The organism is Streptomyces sp. NBC_00237 (assembly GCF_026342435.1).
In the GTDB taxonomy this organism is placed as follows: domain Bacteria; phylum Actinomycetota; class Actinomycetes; order Streptomycetales; family Streptomycetaceae; genus Streptomyces.
This window is the reverse complement of the sequence record NZ_JAPEMT010000001.1, coordinates 1520224-1535088: the sequence shown is the minus strand read 5'-3', so window position 1 is coordinate 1535088 and position 14865 is coordinate 1520224. Positions and strand designations below refer to the sequence as shown.

The 14865-nt window shown below is 71.9% G+C and carries 11 protein-coding genes and 1 tRNA gene; 6 read left to right on the top strand and 6 right to left on the bottom strand.

Features of this window, described 5'->3' with window-relative positions:
* Nucleotides 1-65: 65 nt before the first annotated feature.
* A complete protein-coding gene (locus OG897_RS06795; RefSeq protein ID WP_266656621.1) occupies nucleotides 66-1655 on the bottom strand; it encodes a dynamin family protein in 1590 nt (529 codons plus the stop codon).
* Nucleotides 1656-1995: 340 nt separating this feature from the next.
* Here OG897_RS06795 and OG897_RS06790 point away from each other — a divergent pair.
* Nucleotides 1996-2068, top strand: a tRNA-Arg gene (locus OG897_RS06790).
* Between the two features lie 167 nt (nucleotides 2069-2235).
* Nucleotides 2236-3396 carry a glycosyltransferase gene (locus OG897_RS06785; RefSeq protein ID WP_266653839.1) on the top strand — a complete coding sequence of 387 codons (1161 nt, stop codon included), beginning with the start codon at nucleotides 2236-2238 and terminating at the stop codon, nucleotides 3394-3396.
* Nucleotides 3397-3548: 152 nt separating this feature from the next.
* On the opposite strand, the gene OG897_RS06780 is transcribed toward OG897_RS06785, so the two are convergent.
* From OG897_RS06780 to OG897_RS06770, 3 genes are read right to left on the bottom strand one after another with little or no spacing between them, the layout of a single operon-like run.
* A complete protein-coding gene (locus tag OG897_RS06780) occupies nucleotides 3549-4025 on the bottom strand; it encodes a DUF1772 domain-containing protein (protein WP_266653837.1) in 477 nt (158 codons plus the stop codon).
* A gap of 47 nt (nucleotides 4026-4072) precedes the next feature.
* Nucleotides 4073-4942: an ABC transporter permease gene (locus tag OG897_RS06775; RefSeq protein WP_266653835.1), complete on the bottom strand. Its 870-nt coding sequence runs from the start codon at nucleotides 4940-4942 to the stop codon at nucleotides 4073-4075.
* Nucleotides 4939-7599 carry an alpha/beta fold hydrolase gene (locus tag OG897_RS06770; RefSeq protein ID WP_266653833.1) on the bottom strand — a complete coding sequence of 887 codons (2661 nt, stop codon included), beginning with the start codon at nucleotides 7597-7599 and terminating at the stop codon, nucleotides 4939-4941. The genes OG897_RS06775 and OG897_RS06770 overlap by 4 nt, the downstream gene beginning before the upstream one ends.
* A 222-nt stretch (nucleotides 7600-7821) precedes the next feature.
* On the opposite strand from OG897_RS06770, the gene OG897_RS06765 reads away from it, so the two are divergent.
* The 4 genes from OG897_RS06765 to OG897_RS06750 all read left to right on the top strand — a co-directional run bounded on the left by OG897_RS06765 (nucleotide 7822) and on the right by OG897_RS06750 (nucleotide 11000).
* The gene (locus OG897_RS06765) at nucleotides 7822-8235 is read left to right on the top strand and encodes a GNAT family N-acetyltransferase (protein WP_266653831.1); all 414 of its coding nucleotides are present in this window, start codon (nucleotides 7822-7824) and stop codon (nucleotides 8233-8235) included.
* 108 nt (nucleotides 8236-8343) lie between these two features.
* Nucleotides 8344-8928 carry a TerD family protein gene (locus OG897_RS06760; RefSeq protein ID WP_266653829.1) on the top strand — a complete coding sequence of 195 codons (585 nt, stop codon included), beginning with the start codon at nucleotides 8344-8346 and terminating at the stop codon, nucleotides 8926-8928.
* A 361-nt stretch (nucleotides 8929-9289) separates the two neighbouring features.
* A complete protein-coding gene (locus tag OG897_RS06755) occupies nucleotides 9290-10213 on the top strand; it encodes a putative protein N(5)-glutamine methyltransferase (RefSeq protein WP_266653827.1) in 924 nt (307 codons plus the stop codon).
* A gap of 79 nt (nucleotides 10214-10292) precedes the next feature.
* The gene (locus OG897_RS06750) at nucleotides 10293-11000 is read left to right on the top strand and encodes a polysaccharide deacetylase family protein (protein ID WP_266653825.1); all 708 of its coding nucleotides are present in this window, start codon (nucleotides 10293-10295) and stop codon (nucleotides 10998-11000) included.
* Between the two features lie 363 nt (nucleotides 11001-11363).
* On the opposite strand, the gene OG897_RS06745 is transcribed toward OG897_RS06750, so the two are convergent.
* Both OG897_RS06745 and iolD read right to left on the bottom strand, forming a co-directional pair.
* Nucleotides 11364-12863: a CoA-acylating methylmalonate-semialdehyde dehydrogenase gene (locus tag OG897_RS06745; RefSeq protein WP_266653823.1), complete on the bottom strand. Its 1500-nt coding sequence runs from the start codon at nucleotides 12861-12863 to the stop codon at nucleotides 11364-11366.
* Nucleotides 12864-12876: 13 nt separating this feature from the next.
* Nucleotides 12877-14811, bottom strand: a complete 1935-nt coding sequence (gene iolD, locus OG897_RS06740; RefSeq protein WP_266653821.1) for a 3D-(3,5/4)-trihydroxycyclohexane-1,2-dione acylhydrolase (decyclizing) — start codon at nucleotides 14809-14811, stop codon at nucleotides 12877-12879.
* Nucleotides 14812-14865 lie beyond the last annotated feature (54 nt).

Here is a 14865-nt window from a genome sequence, read left to right as displayed (position 1 = left end):
CACGTCCGGGTCCAGCACGACCGCATCCACATCCACGTCCACATCCGTCTCCGCACCCACCGCCGTCACCTCTCCTTCTTCGTCACGGACAGCGCGGCGATCAGCTCGGCCTGCGGCTCCGGCGTCACGTCCAGCGCGTCCAGGGGTGCCAGCCGTCGGTCCCGCTCGGCGTGCAGCACCCGTTCGATGTACGTCGTCACCAGCTCGCCGCCCCGGTCGCGCAGCCTGAGCGCGCCCTGGGCCCCGATCCGTTCGGCCAGCCGCTCCCCCGCCGAACGGGCCCGCCGTCCGCCCAGGAGCGTCGCCGCGAGGAGGGCCGCCACGGTTTCCGGGTCGGGGGCCGCCGGCCGTTCCATCTCCCGTACCTCTTCCTCCGCCAGCTCCTCCAGGACCCGCCGCCAGCGCCGTACGACCAGGCCGATGCGCTCGCCTGACTCGGGGTCGGGTCCTGCCGGAACCACTGCTTGCGCTGCGGGCTCGGCGCCCCAGGCGGCCCGTACGCGCTCGTCGGCGGCGGCGACGGCGCACTGGAGGAGGGCGATGAGGCTGTCCACCAGGGAGTCGAGCAGTTCCCCGTCGGTGGCGTCCGTCGGGTGGGCGCGCCAGCGGGTGAGGGCGTCGCCCGAGAGCACCGCGCCGCGCTCCAGCCGACTGCGCACCCGCTCGCCCTCCGACTCGTAGGCGTCCTCGACGGCCGACGTCAGCCGTACGGCGGCGGCGTACTGGGCGGAGACCGCACCCGCCAGCTCCGGCATCCGGGCGTTCAGCGAGTCCATGACGCCCCGTGCGGTACGGGCGACGGCCTGCTGCCGGGCGGCGGGATCACGCACCCGGTGGGTGAGCCACTCCAGCAGGGGGGCGACGGCCGTGGAGGGCAGCAGTCCGCTGCCGCCGCCCGCCGACTCGGGGAGTTCGGGGATGGTGAAGCGGGGCACCTCGCCGAGGCCCGCCCGGGTGAGCAGCGCCGCGTACTGCCGCGACACCTCGCCGACCACCTGGTGGGGCACCCGGTCGAGAACGGTCACCAGCATGGCGTCGTACTCCTTGGCGGTACGCAGCAGATGCCAGGGCACCGCGTCCGCGTAGCGCGAGGCCGTGGTCACCATCACCCAGACGTCGGCGGCGCAGATCAGTTCGGCCGCGAGCACCCTGTTGGCGGCGACGAGCGAATCGATGTCGGGGGCGTCCAGCAGGGCGAGCCCCACGGGCAGCGACTCGGAGGTCTCCACCCGCAGCACCCCGCTCTCCTCCTCGCCTCCCTCCTCCGTCTCCTCCTCGCACCGTTCCGGCAGCCATACGCGCGTCAGTTGGGGCAGTACGCGCTGTCCCGCGAACCAGTGGTGGTCGTCGGGATGGCACACCAGCACAGGTGTGCGCGTGGTCGGCCTCAGCACACCTGCCTCGGTGACCCGTCGTCCCACCAGAGAATTGACGAGCGTCGACTTCCCCGCCCCGGTGGACCCGCCGATGACGGCGAGCAGGGGGGCTTCGGGATCGCGCAGCCGGGGCACCAGATAGTCGTCGAGCTGTGCGAGGAGTTCCACCCGCGTCTGCCGCGCCCTGGGCGCCCCGGGCAGCGGAAAGGGAAGGCGCACGGCGGCGACACGGTCGCGCAGGGCGGAAAGTGCGTCAAGCAGCTGAGGCCGTACGTCCAAGGTCACCACATACGAAGAATGCCCAATTATGACCGCTTTTTGAAGCTTATAGACCGTCTCTGCGCGCCGATATCCGCGCAATCGGTGACAATGCGCACCCTGGGACACTTGGGGCGAGTGGGGCACAGGCATAACGAGTGCACAACACCCGGGGCGCGAGGCGCCAAAAGCGGTGCGAGATTCGTACCTGCCTGCGATTATCGGGGTCGCTTCACTGAACCTCCACATCGTGCCACGCAGGTGAAGCAACCGGGCCAAGGTGATCGGAGCCCTATCCTTGTCCCCGGCAACGGCCACAAACGGCCCCACAGGCCGACCCGGGCCCCAGGCCCACCACCCGGCCCCCGTAGCTCAGTGGATAGAGCAGGCGCCTTCTAAGCGCTTGGCCGCAGGTTCGAGTCCTGCCGGGGGCGCACACCAAAGCTGACCAGCGATGACGCTGGTCGGCTTTCTTTTTTGCCGACTCTTGCGGCTGCCGTGCCGCGCTCGGGCCAAGCGCCTTGTCCTCCCGGATGGTCGGCGACCTCTTGTGTACATTCGCCCGAAATGCACCAGTCGCTCACCAGCTCGGGAACTGCTCTTGGACATCTTTCTCGTCTCCGGCAACGTCGACGCTCCCGGCGGCAGCGCCCGGCGGGCGCGGGAGTTGGCCGGGATGTTCGCCGCGCGGGGGCATCGGGTGCGGCTGATCGGGATCGCACCCGTTCCCCAGGGGGAGCGGCGGGTGGCGCGCGGGGCGGATGTTCCGTACGAGGTCGGGATTCTGTACGGCGGGCTGCCGCCCGTCGCCCCCGCCGCGCCCCGGAATCCGCTGGCCCTGGTCGCGCGGGGGCGGCGGTGGGCGCACGAGCGGGGGATGCGGGCGAAGGCCGGGGAGTTGTCGGCGGCGTTCCGGGGGGTGCGGGAGGGGGTCGTCGTGGTGCTGGAGGGGTGGGCGCTGGAGTGGGTGGCGCTGGCGGACACCGCCGGGATGCCGGTGGTGCTGGTGAGCCATGAGGCGTTCGCCGTCACCAGGAGTGCGGCCCGGTTCGGGCGGTTGCGGTGGCTGTGCCGGACGGGGGTCGACCGGGTGCTCGCGCCGACCCGGCAGGACGCTGACTGGTGGGCGCTCAACTGGCTCACCAATGTGGGGGTGATGCCTGCGCCCGTACGGAGTGGGGAGGTGGCTGCCGCGGACCGTCGCGGCAAGTGCGTGGTGAGTCTCGGGCGGCTCGATCACGACAAGGGGACCGACATCCTGCTGGACGCCTGGGCGCTGGTCGCCCCGCGGTGTCCCGGCTGGCGGCTGCGGGTGTTCGGGGAGGCCGGTGGCGGTGCGCTCGGCAGGGCGCGCGAGGAGGCTCTGCGGAAGCAGTGTGCGGAGCTGGGGATCGCGGACTCCGTGGAGTGGGCGGGGTACGTCCAGGAGAGTGCGCGGGCGCTGCGCGAGGGAGCCTTCTTCGTACTGCCGTCGCGGCAGGAGGGGTTTCCGCTGGCGCCTCTTGAGGCGATGGGCGCCGGGTTGCCCTGTGTGGCGTTCGACGTGTCGCCGGGGGTGCGGGAGATCGTCACGGACGGGGTGGACGGGCTCCTGGTCCGGCAGGGGAATCTCGATGAACTGGCGCGGAAGATGGAGACGTTGATGGTGGACGAGGAGCTGCGGGAGCGGCTCGGGGAGGCGGCGCGGGGGGTCGTGCAACGGTACGCGCCGGAGGTGGTCGGGGAGCGGTGGGAGGCACTGTTCGCACTGTTGCGGCGCTAGCACCTCCCCCGGCGAGAGGTTGTTCGCGCTGGCTGGTGCGGCGCTGACGCCTCCCCCGGCGCGAGGTGGTTCGCACAGGTGCGGCGCCGGTGCCTCCCGTCGTGGCGGTCACCTGTCCGCGTCGTGGCGGTCACCTGTCCGCGACGTGGCGGCTACCTGTCCACGACCGCGCTCGCCACCAGCAGGGCGAAGCCCGCCACCACGAACAGGGTGCGCGCCCCGTGCAGGCGGTTCCAGCGGGTCTCGAAGGCGGCGCGGGCTTCGGTGTCCGTCGTCGGGGCGTTCTCCGACGTCGCGAGGGCGTTGTTGAGGGGGATGTTGCCGCCCGCCGTGACGGCGTGGTTGAGGACGGTGAGGGCCAGGCCGCCGATCAGCAGCCAGAGCTGGAGCGAGGTGCGGCCGCCCTCCGGGGGGACGATGAGGGCGGCGACGGGGAAGAGCACCGACGCGAACATCGTCGTCACGAAGATGCCGCGCGGCACGTCCTCGTTGATGCGCCGCATCGCCGCCGCGAACTGTTCGTCGGAGACCCGCGCGAGTGCGGGCATGATGCCCGTCCGGAAGATGAGCATCATGCCCGCGTAGAGGCCGACGGAGACAACTGCCAGTGCGAGCAGAAGAGTTGACATGCCGCACATGATGTACGGAGTCACCCCCGCACGGCATCCCCCTTACGTCACGAGACGATGTCCTTGCGGGAGAAGCCCCGGAAGGCCAGGGCGAAGAGGATCAGCGCGTACGTCACCGAGATCGCCGCCCCCTTGAGCATGCCGCCCCACTCCAGCTGTGGTTGCAGGGCGTCCACCCAGGCGAACTGCCAGTGCGCCGGGAGGAAGTCGCGCCAGTCGCCGAGGGCGGTCACCGCGTCCAGGACGTTCCCGACGATGGTCAGGCCGACCGCCCCGCCGACCGCGCCCAGCGGGGCGTCCGTCTTCGTGGAGAGCCAGAAGGCGAGGGCCGCGGTGACCAGTTGGGAGACGAAGAGATAGCCGACGATGATCGCGATGCGGGGGACGGCCGTGCCCGCCGACAGGGCCCCTCCGGTGGGGAGTTCCAGGGGACCCCAGCCGTAGGCGGCCGTTCCCGCGATCAGGGCGACCACCGGCAGCAGGATCATCGCCGCCAGGCTGAAGGCGAGGGCCACCGCCAGCTTGCTCCAGAGCAGGCGCGTGCGGGGCACCGGTGCGGCGAGCAGGTAGCGCAGCGACGACCAGTTGGCCTCCGAGGCGACGGTGTCGCCGCAGAAGAGGGCCACGGGGATGATCAGGAGGAAGCCCGCGGAGACGAAGAGGCAGGTGGCGGCGAAGTTCGCACCGGATGCGGTCGCCGTGTCCATCAGGTTGATGCGGCCGCTCGCGCTGCCCCCGCGTTCGGAGGGGGTGCCTCCGATGGCGAAGGCGGCGATCAGGACGAAGGGCAGGGCGCCCAGGATGATCGCCATGACCATCGTACGGCGGCGTCGCCACTGGCGTTTGGCCTCGACCCGGAGGGGAAGCGTGCGTCCGGGCCGGTAGCCGGGTGCCATGTCGGTCACGACAGTGCTCATGCGGAGCCTCCGATCAGGGTGAGGAACGCGTCCTCCAGGCGGCGGTGCGGTCCGACGCCCGTCAGCGGCACGTCCATGCGCACCAGTTCCGCGATGAGCTGCTGCGCGCTCGCGCCGTCGAGGCGGACCAGGAGCCCGCCCTCGGCCCGTACGGCCGTCTCGATGCCCGGCAGCGCGGTCACCTTCTCGATCACCGCTTCGGTGACCTCGCCGTCGACGGTGACCAGGAGGGTGTCGCCGGAGCCGATGATCTCGGCGACGGGGCCCGCCTGGACGAGCTTGCCGTGGTCCATCACGACGAGGTCGGTGCAGGACTGCTCGACCTCGGACAGGAGATGGCTGGAGACGATGACGGTGCGGCCGCCCGCCGCGTACCGGATCATCACGTCGCGCATCTCGCGGATCTGCGGCGGGTCCAGGCCGTTGGTCGGTTCGTCCAGGATGAGCAGGTCCGGCATGCCGAGCATGGCCTGCGCGATGGCCAGGCGCTGGCGCATGCCCTGGGAGTACGTCCGTACGGCGCGCTGGAGGGCGTCGCCGAGCCCGGCGATCTCCAGGGCCTCCTCGATGTGCGCGTCCGCCGTGGGGCGTCCTGTGGCCTGCCAGTACAGGTCCAGGTTCGCGCGTCCCGACAGGTGCGGGAGGAAGCCCGCGCCCTCGACGAACGCGCCGACCCGGGAGAGGACGGGTGCGCCGGGGCGGATGGCGTGCCCGAAGACGCGGATCTCGCCGCCGTCGGGAGTGATCAGGCCCATCAGCATGCGCAGGGTGGTGGTCTTGCCCGCACCGTTGGGGCCGAGGAGCCCGAGGACCTGGCCCTTCTCGACGCGGAAGGACAGGTCACGGACGGCGTACCGGTCGCCGGACGTGCCGTACCGCTTGCTGAGGGCGGTGATCTGGAGGGGGACGTCGGCGAGCGCCGGGTCCGGTGCCGGGGCGGTGGTGCGGCGGCGCGCGCTCAGCAGCAGGAGGGCCGCCACCAGGGCGCTCGCGAGCGGGAGCCCCCACACCCACCAGGCGATCCCGGCGGAGGCGGTGGCCAGCTTCGGGTCGGTGGGGACGCTGAGGCCGCCGCCGTCGAGCGACACGGTGTACGTCGCCGGCTCGGCCGGGGAGGCGTAGCCGAGGTCCGTCGCGGTGAGCAGGAGCCGCATCCGGTGCCCGGCCTGGAACGTGTGGTCGATGGCCGGGAGCGTGAGCTCGACGGTTCTGCCCGCCTTCGCGCCGGTGACGCGGACCGGGGTGACGAGCTGGTGCGGGAGGACCTGTTGGCCGTTGGCGCTCGCGTCGTAGACCTTCGCGAAGAGCACCATGTCGTCACTGGTGGACTTCACGCGCACCTTCACGGTGGGTGTTCCGGTGACCTGGACGCCCGTGTCGAGGGGCGCGGAGTCGTAACGGGCGTACTGGCCGGGGAAGTCGAGGGAGAGGCCCACACCGAGCCCGGAGAGCTGCGAGAGGGCGCCCGCGCCGGGCACGGAGGAGATGGCGGGCGGATTGGCGCCCGCCGGGTTGGCGAAGGTCTGCTCGGGCGCCCGGCCGGTCAGCGGAATGTTCCGGACGTCGCCGCGCAGGCCCGGGTAGCGGTCGGCGGTGGCGCCGCGCAGGTTGGCGGAGCCGTTGGTGGAGTCGACGCCTCCGGTGCGGCTGACGCGGAAGGCGGGACCGGTGTCGGCGGAGGTGTCCTTCTTGAGGTGCCGGTCGAACCAGGCGGAGACGCGCTCATCGGCGCGGTCGGTCTCCGGGTCGCCGCCGTCGTGCCCGCCGGACAGCCAGTCGACGGCGACGGGAGCACCGTTGCGCTCGATGGCACGGGCCATCTGGTCGGCCTGGCCGAGGGGGAACAGGGAGTCGCTCTGCCCCTGGAGGATCAGCGTCGGCACCTTGATGCGGTCGGCGACGGCGGACGGGCTGAGCGCCTCCAGGACGGTGCGCGCGGCGTCGTCCGGCTTGCCGCTGACGGCGACCCTTTCGTACAGCTCGCACAGCTTCGGTTCGAAGCGCTGGCAGCCGCCGCCGGTGGTGATGAAGATCCCGGCCCAGAGCTTCTTGAACACCCCGTCGGGGAAGAGGGACTGGGCGAGGTTCCAGTACGTGATCCGGGGGGCGATGGCGTCGACGCGGGGGTCGTACCCGGCGGCCAGCAGGGAGATCGCGCCGCCGTAGGAGCCGCCGGTGACGCCCACACGGGGGTCGCCGTCCTTGTCGAGCAGTACGTCCTTCTGCCGCGCGAGCCAGTCGACGAGGCGGGTGACGTCCTTGACCTCGGCGTCGGGGTCGTTGAGGCCGATCCTGCCGCCGGACTTGCCGAAGCCCCGGGCGGACCAGGTCAGGACGGCGTACCCGTCGCGGGCGAGCTCCTCGGCCTGGGCGCGGACGTCGTCCTTGGACCCGCCGAAGCCGTGCCCGATCAGGACGGCGGGGCGGCGGCCCGTACCGTCTCCCCCTCCCGCTCCCGCGACGAAGTACGAGGTGTCGATGCGTGCGCCGGGCATCTCCATCATGCGGTCGGACCTGTGCACCGGAACCGGGTCGTCCGCGGCGGCCACGGACGCCCAGACACCACCGCCCAGCAGCACCGCGAGCACCGCCACGACGGCGGCGGGCCGACGTCCGCGCAGGCGCCCACGCGGAAGTCGGCGAAGGGGATTCTCCATGCTTCCGACCCTACGGGTGCACCCCGGGCCTTTAGGCTGCCGCCAGGCGGAACTCGCTCCACTCCGAGGGGAGTAGGCCGCCCGGCCGCACTACCGCAGCCGGTGTACGTCCAGACCGGCACGCACACACCAGCGCAGGATGCCGGAAGCGCACACCAGCGCTGGATGCACGCAGCGCACACCAGCGCTGGATGCACACCCGACCCCCGAGGGAGCGCCCGCATGGAGATCCGCCGCGCCACCAGCACAGGCGAACTGATCGACGCCCAGCACCTGTACGACGGGCCCGCGCTCAAGGAGTGGGCGGCGCGCTTCCTCGCCGCCCCCGGCCATCTGATGCTGATCGCGTACGTCGACGGCTTCCCGGCCGGGATGGTCTCGGGCATCGAGATGACGCACCCCGACAAGGGCACCGAGATGTGCCTGTACGAGCTGTCCGTCGACGAGGCCCACCGCAGGCGCGGCATCGGGCGCGCACTCACCGAGGCGCTGGCGGCGCAGGCCCGGGAGCGCGGCTGTTACGGCATGTGGGTCGGCGTGGACACGGACAACGCGGCGGCCCTGGCCACCTACACGGCGTCGGGCGCCCGGTCCGACGGCGTGTTCGCGATGCTGACCTGGGACTTCGACGCCTGAGCCGCGAGCAGGACGCCCTCACGTGGCTGGAACCAACCCCGCCCCAGGTACGTTCGAATGGTCGATGCAGACTTTGTACTCACTTGTCCACCAGCAAAGGGATCGCACATGATCACGCTCAGCAAGGAAGACGGACCGGCGGACCTGGCCGGTGTGACCCACATGTCCATCGGGGTGTCCTGGGACCCCACCTCCGGCAGCAGCGGCGGCGTCCTGGGCAAGCTCATGCGCACGGTCGGCACGGACCTCGACCTGATCGCCATCGCCATGGCGGGCGGTGACCCGGTGCGGCTGGCCGGTCTGGACTCCCTGGACCCGCTGGGCAACGGCGGCCTGGTGCACAGCGGCGACAACCAGACCGGCAAGGGCGCCGGTGACGACGAGACGGTGACCGTCGAGTTCAGCAAGGTGCCGCCGAACGTCACGTCGATCGTGTTCGTCGCCGCCGCCTACAAGAAGGGCGCGGCCTTCTCCAAGGCTCGCAACATCAGCTTCAAGGTGTACGACGCCACGGGCGGCAGCGTCCAGCAGGTCGCGGACATCTGGCCGTCGCTGCTCACCAGCGACAACGGCTGCGCGGTCGCCAAGGCGGTGCGCAACGGCCAGAGCTGGCAGCTGGAGGTCATCAACACGACCGGCAAGATCAAGCAGGGCGACGAGCAGGCCCTGATGCGTTTCGCCGTCAACAAGTAGGCGTGCCGGGCGAAGCCGTGATCGTCGCAGGGCAGGCCGCACCCCAGCACCGCCGCAGCTCCCGAGGTCCGGCCGCCGCGCGTGGCTGACGCGGGCACGTGAGCAGAGGGGCGGGCACCTTCGCGGAGGTGCCCGCCCCCGCGTTTTCCACAGGTCTGTACAGGGGCTGACCTGCTCGGGTACGGTTCAGACCGCGTTGCCCGCCGTACGAGCGGGCCCAGGCCGAAGGAGGTGGGACCCATTACCGCTGTCGCAGGTTGGGTGCTCTCGCCTCTCGGTCGCCGTACGACTCCGTCATCGTCACTGTCGTAACGGACGTGGCCAAAGAGCGCCCTCGGTAATCATTCCGAAAGGCTCTCCCATGTCGCTCACCACGCTCTCCCCCGCGCGCTCTGCCGCTCCCTCCACCGCTCTGGTCTCCGCTGTCGTCGCACAACTGCGTGCGGCCGGCTGCGTGTTCGCCGAGGACGAGGCGGCACTGTTGCTGTCCACCGGCCGCAGGGGCGAGGCGCTCGCCGAACTGGTCGAACTGCGGGTGGACGGGCTGCCGTTGGAACACGTCCTCGGCTGGGCGGAGTTCTGCGGGCTGCGTATCGCCGTCGACCCGGGTGTCTTCGTCCCCCGCCCCCGTACGGAATTCCTCGTCGGGCACGCCGTCGCGCTGGCCGCCGCACGGCAGCCGGGGGCCGTCGTGCTGGACCTGTGCTGCGGGTCGGGCGCTGCCGCGGCGGTGCTCGGGGCCCGGCTGCCGGGCATCGAGCTGTACGCCGCCGACGTGGAGGGTGCGGCGGTGCGGTGCGCGCGGCGGAACGTGGAGCCGGTGGGCGGGCGGGTGTACGAGGGGGACCTGTACGCGCCGCTGCCCGCCGGGATACGGGGCCGGGTGGACGTCCTGGTCGCCAACGCCCCGTACGTCCCGACCCAGGACATCCCCCTCCTCCCCTCCGAGGCGCGCGACCACGAACCCCTCGTGGCGCTGGACGGCGGCGTGGACGGCCTGGACGTGCAGCGCCGGGTGACGGCGGAAGCGGCACGGTGGCTGGCACCGGGCGGCAGCCTGCTGATCGAGACGAGCGAGCGGCAGGCGGAGCGGACGGTGGCGGCGATGGTGCGGGGCGGGCTGGTGGCCCGTGTCGAGGAGGACGAGGAGACGGGGGCGACGGTCGCCATCGGGACTCTTCTGTCCTCCCTGTCTCCCCTGTCTCTCGTGTCCTCCGTGTCCTCCGTGTCCTCCCTGTGCCCTCCGGGCGGTCCCCCGCGCGCTTCCCTCGGTACGGCCCGTTGAGAGCCGGTGACGCGCTGACCGGGTGACCTGGGGTGGGCGGGGCGTTTGTGCGGGGGGCCGCCGCTGGTACCGGTGTGCGGTGACGAAACTACGCCGCTCCCTGATCTCCGCCGCCGCGCTGGTGGTCGCCGCCCTGCTGACCGGATTCGCGGACGGTCCGACCGCGGAGCCCGTGGACTGCCGGGTGGCCAAGTGCGTGGCGCTGACCTTCGACGGCGGGCCGGGCCGGTACACGGCCGAATTGCTCGACCTGCTGGCGGAAGAGCGTGTTCCGGCGACGTTCTTCCTGATCGGGAAGGGGCCGGTCTTCACGTACCCGGAGCTGGTGCGGCGGATGGCCGACGAGGGGCACGAAGTGGGCAACCACTCGTGGACGCACCCTCGGCTCACCGAGGTGCCGGTGGCGGAGGCGCGGCGGCAGCTGGTGCTCACGCAGGACGCCATCGAGCAGGTGACGGGGCGGCGGCCGACGCTGATGCGGCCGCCGCAGGGGCGGACGAACGCGGAGGTGGCGGCCCTGTGCAAGGAGTTGGGGTTGGCGCAGATCCTGTGGAACTCGCGGGCGCTGGACTGGCGGGAGCACGATCCGAAGGTGATCGAGGAGCGGATTCTGAAGTCGGCGAAGAGGGGTGGGGTTGTGCTGCTGCACGACATCTACGAGGGGACGGTGCCTGCGGTGCCGGGGATCGTGAAGGGATTGCGGGAGCGGGGCTTCACCCTGGTGTCGGTGGAGCGGCTCTTCGCGCCGGGGGTGGTGGAGGCGGGGGAGGTGTATCGCCACGCGTAACGCTTGGCGCTTGGCGGGGTGGGGCGAGGCGAGCGGTAGGGCGGGGCTCCCTCGGAGAGGGCGGGCGGCGGTGGGGTGGGGCGGGGCCAGCACCGGGGTGGGCCCGGAGCGAGGGGGGCCGCCCCCTTGCCCGCCCGTTCCGCCCCCCGGGGGGCGGCCCCGCCGCCCAAGGGGGCTAGGCAAGGCGGAGCCCAAGGGGGCGAGGCGGAGGCGGAGCCCAAGGGGTGGGTCGCAGCGGGTGTGCCCCGACTGTTGCTCGGTCGAGAAGAGGGAGCGGCCCCCGCCGGAGGTGAGGTTCCGGTGGGGGCCGCCAGGGAGCGGGGTCGGCCCGGGGGAAGGCCGACACCCGCAGGTGAGGGTGGGTCAGTTGTTGCGGGGGAAGCCGAGGTCGACGCCCGAGGGAGCGTCGGCCGGGTCCGGCCAGCGGGTCGTGGTGACCTTGCCGCGCGTGTAGAAGTGGATGCCGTCGTTGCCGTAGATGTGGTGGTCGCCGAAGAGCGAGTCCTTCCAGCCACCGAAGGAGTGGTAGCCGACGGGGACCGGGATCGGCACGTTGACGCCGACCATGCCCGCCTCGATCTCCAGCTGGAAGCGGCGCGCCGCACCGCCGTCACGGGTGAAGATGGCGGTGCCGTTGCCGAAGGGGGACGCGTTCATGAGGGCGACGCCCTCCTCGTACGTGTCCACGCGCAGCACGCACAGCACCGGGCCGAAGATCTCGTCGCGGTACGCGTCGGAGTCGGTCGGCACGTGATCCAGGAGGGACAGGCCGATCCAGTGGCCGTTCTCGAAGCCCTCGACCGTGTAGCCGGTGCCGTCGAGGACGACGGTGGAGCCCTGGGCGGCGGCGCCCGTGACGTACGAGGCGACCTTGTCGCGGTGGGCGGCGGTGATCAGCGGGCCCATCTCGGACGTCGGGTCGTTGCCGGGGCCGATCTTGATCTTCTCGGCGCGCTCGACGATCTTCGCGACGAGCTCGTCGCCGATCGCACCGACGGCCACGACGGCGGAGATCGCCATGCAGCGCTCACCGGCCGAGCCGTACGCGGCGGAGACGGCCGCGTCGGCGGCGGCGTCCAGGTCGGCGTCCGGGAGGACCAGCATGTGGTTCTTGGCGCCGCCGAGGGCCTGGACGCGCTTGCCGTTGACGGAGGCGGTGGCGTGGATGTGACGGGCGATCGGGGTCGAGCCGACGAAGGAGATCGCCGCGACGTCCGGGTGCTCCAGGAGGCGGTCCACGGCGACCTTGTCACCGTGCAGGACGTTCAGGACGCCGTCCGGCAGACCGGCCTCGGTGGCGAGCTGCGCGAGGCGCAGGGACGCCGAGGGGTCCTTCTCGGAGGGCTTCAGCACGAAGGTGTTGCCGCACGCGATGGCGATCGGGAACATCCACATCGGCACCATGGCCGGGAAGTTGAACGGCGTGATGCCCGCGACGACACCGAGCGACTGGCGGATCGAGGAGACGTCCACGCGGTTGGAGACCTGGGTGGACAGCTCGCCCTTGAGCTGCGTGGTGATGCCGCACGCCAGCTCGACGATCTCCAGGCCGCGGGCCACCTCGCCGAGCGCGTCCGAGTGCACCTTGCCGTGCTCGGCGGTGATCAGCGCGGCGATCTCGTCGCGGTGCGCGTCCAGCAGGGCGCGGTAGCGGAAGAGGATCGCGGTGCGGGTGGACAGGGACGAGGTCCCCCACGTCGCGTACGCGGCCTTGGCGGACGCGACGGCGGCGTCCACCTCCTCGACGGAGGCGAGGGCGACACGGGTGTCGGGGGCGCCGGTGGCCGGGTCGGTGACGGGGCCCCAGTTGCCCGACGCACCCTCGACGGTCTTGCCACCGATCCAGTGGTTGACGGTCTTCATGAACTGCACTCCTTCAGAGGTGGTGGCGTCGGGCTGCGACGTGCCGGTCGTACTGTTCGCGGGCCAGGACCGCCGACGGGCGGGTCGCGGTCTCGGCCACGGGAACATCCCACCATGCGGCGCCCGTCGCGGGGCCCGACACTGTGTCGCCCGTTTCGGTCCGGACGTAGACACATGTGGGAACCGTGCTCGCACGCGCCTCTTGGAGGGCTTCCCGCAGGTCAGCGATGGTTTCGGCGCGCAGGGTACGCATGCCCAGTGATGCGGCGTTGGCGGCGAGGTCGAGGGGCAGGGGGTCTCCCGTGTACGTGCCGTCGGGGGCGCGGAAGCGGAAGTCGGTGCCGAAGCGCTCCGCGCCGACGGTCTCGGAGAGGCCACCGATGGAGGCGTACCCACGGTTGTCGAGGATCACCACCTTGATGGGCAGACGCTCCTGTACGGCGGTGACGATTTCCGTCGGATTCATCAGGTACGTGCCGTCGCCGACCAGCGCCCAGACGGGGCGGTCGGGTGCGGCGAGCTGGACGCCGATGGCGGCGGGGATCTCGTAACCCATGCAGGAGTACCCGTATTCGACGTGGTACTGGTCGTGCGAACGGGTGCGCCACAGCTTGTGGAGGTCGCCCGGGAGCGAGCCGGCCGCGTTGATCAGGATGTCATCGGGGGTGACCAACGTGTCGAGTACGCCGAGGACTTGGGCCTGGGTGGGGGCGGCCTTGTCGTCGTGGACGGCGTACGCGGCGTCGACGTGCCTCTCCCAGCCCCCCTTCGCCGTACGGCATTCCGTCCGGTACGCCTCGTCGGTGCGGTAGTGCGGGACGTACTCGGTGCCGCCGTCGACGGGTTCGACGCGCGTCTTGCCACGCAGTTCTTCGCCCAGCCTGCGCAGGCCCGCGCCCGCGTCGCCGACCAGGGCGAGGCCGCTCAGCTTGTGGGCGTCGAAGTCGGTGATGTTGAGGTTGACGAAGCGGACTTCGGGGTTCTGGAAGAGGGTGCGGGAGGCGGTGGTGAAGTCCGTCCAGCGGGTGCCGACGCCGATCACCAGGTCGGCGGTGCGGGCGAGGTGGTTGGCGGCGGCGGTGCCGGTGTGGCCGATGCCGCCGACGTCGGCGGGGTGGTCGTACGGGAGGGAGCCCTTGCCCGCCTGGGTGGAGGCTACGGGGATGCCGGTCCGCGTGGCGAAGCGGGCGAGGTCGTGCTGGGCGCGGCTGTGGCGGACGCCGCCGCCCGCGACGAGGAGGGGGCGGCGGGCGGCCCGTACCGCCTTCGCGGCGTGGAAGGTGTCGTGCGGGTCCGGTGCCTGGGCCCGGACCCGCCAGACGCGGTCCCGGAAGAACTCCTGGGGCCAGTCGTACGCCTCGGTCTGGACGTCCTGCGGCAGGCAGAGGGTGACGGACCCGGTCGCGGCGGGGTCGGCGAGGACGCGCATCGCGGCGAGGGCGGCGGGGATCAGGGCTTCGGGGCGGGTGACGCGGTCGAAGTACGCGGAGACGGGGCGGAGGCAGTCGTTGACCGTGACGTCCCCGGAGTGCGGGACTTCGAGCTGCTGGAGGACGGGGTCGGCGGGGCGGGTGGCGAAGGTGTCGCCGGGGAGGAGGAGGACCGGGAGGCGGTTGACGGTGGCGAGGGCGGCGCCGGTGACGAGGTTGGTGGCGCCGGGGCCGATGGAGGTGGTGACCGCGTGGGCGGAGAGGCGGTTGCTGTGGCGGGCGTAGGCGGTGGCGGCGTGGACCATGGCCTGCTCGTTGCGGCCCTGGTGGAAGGGCATGCGGTCGGGGCCGAGCTCGGTGAGGGCCTGGCCGAGGCCCGCGACGTTGCCGTGGCCGAAGATGCCCCAGGTGGCGGTGAGGAGGCGGCGGCGGGGGCCGTGGTGTTCGGTGAACTGGTGGGTGAGGAAGGTGAGGAGGGCTTGGGCGGTGGTGAGGCGGCGGGTGTTCGGCGGGGGCATGAGGGGCTTCCTCCTCCGGAGGGGGTGGCGTTACGGGGGTGGGGCGGGCTTCCT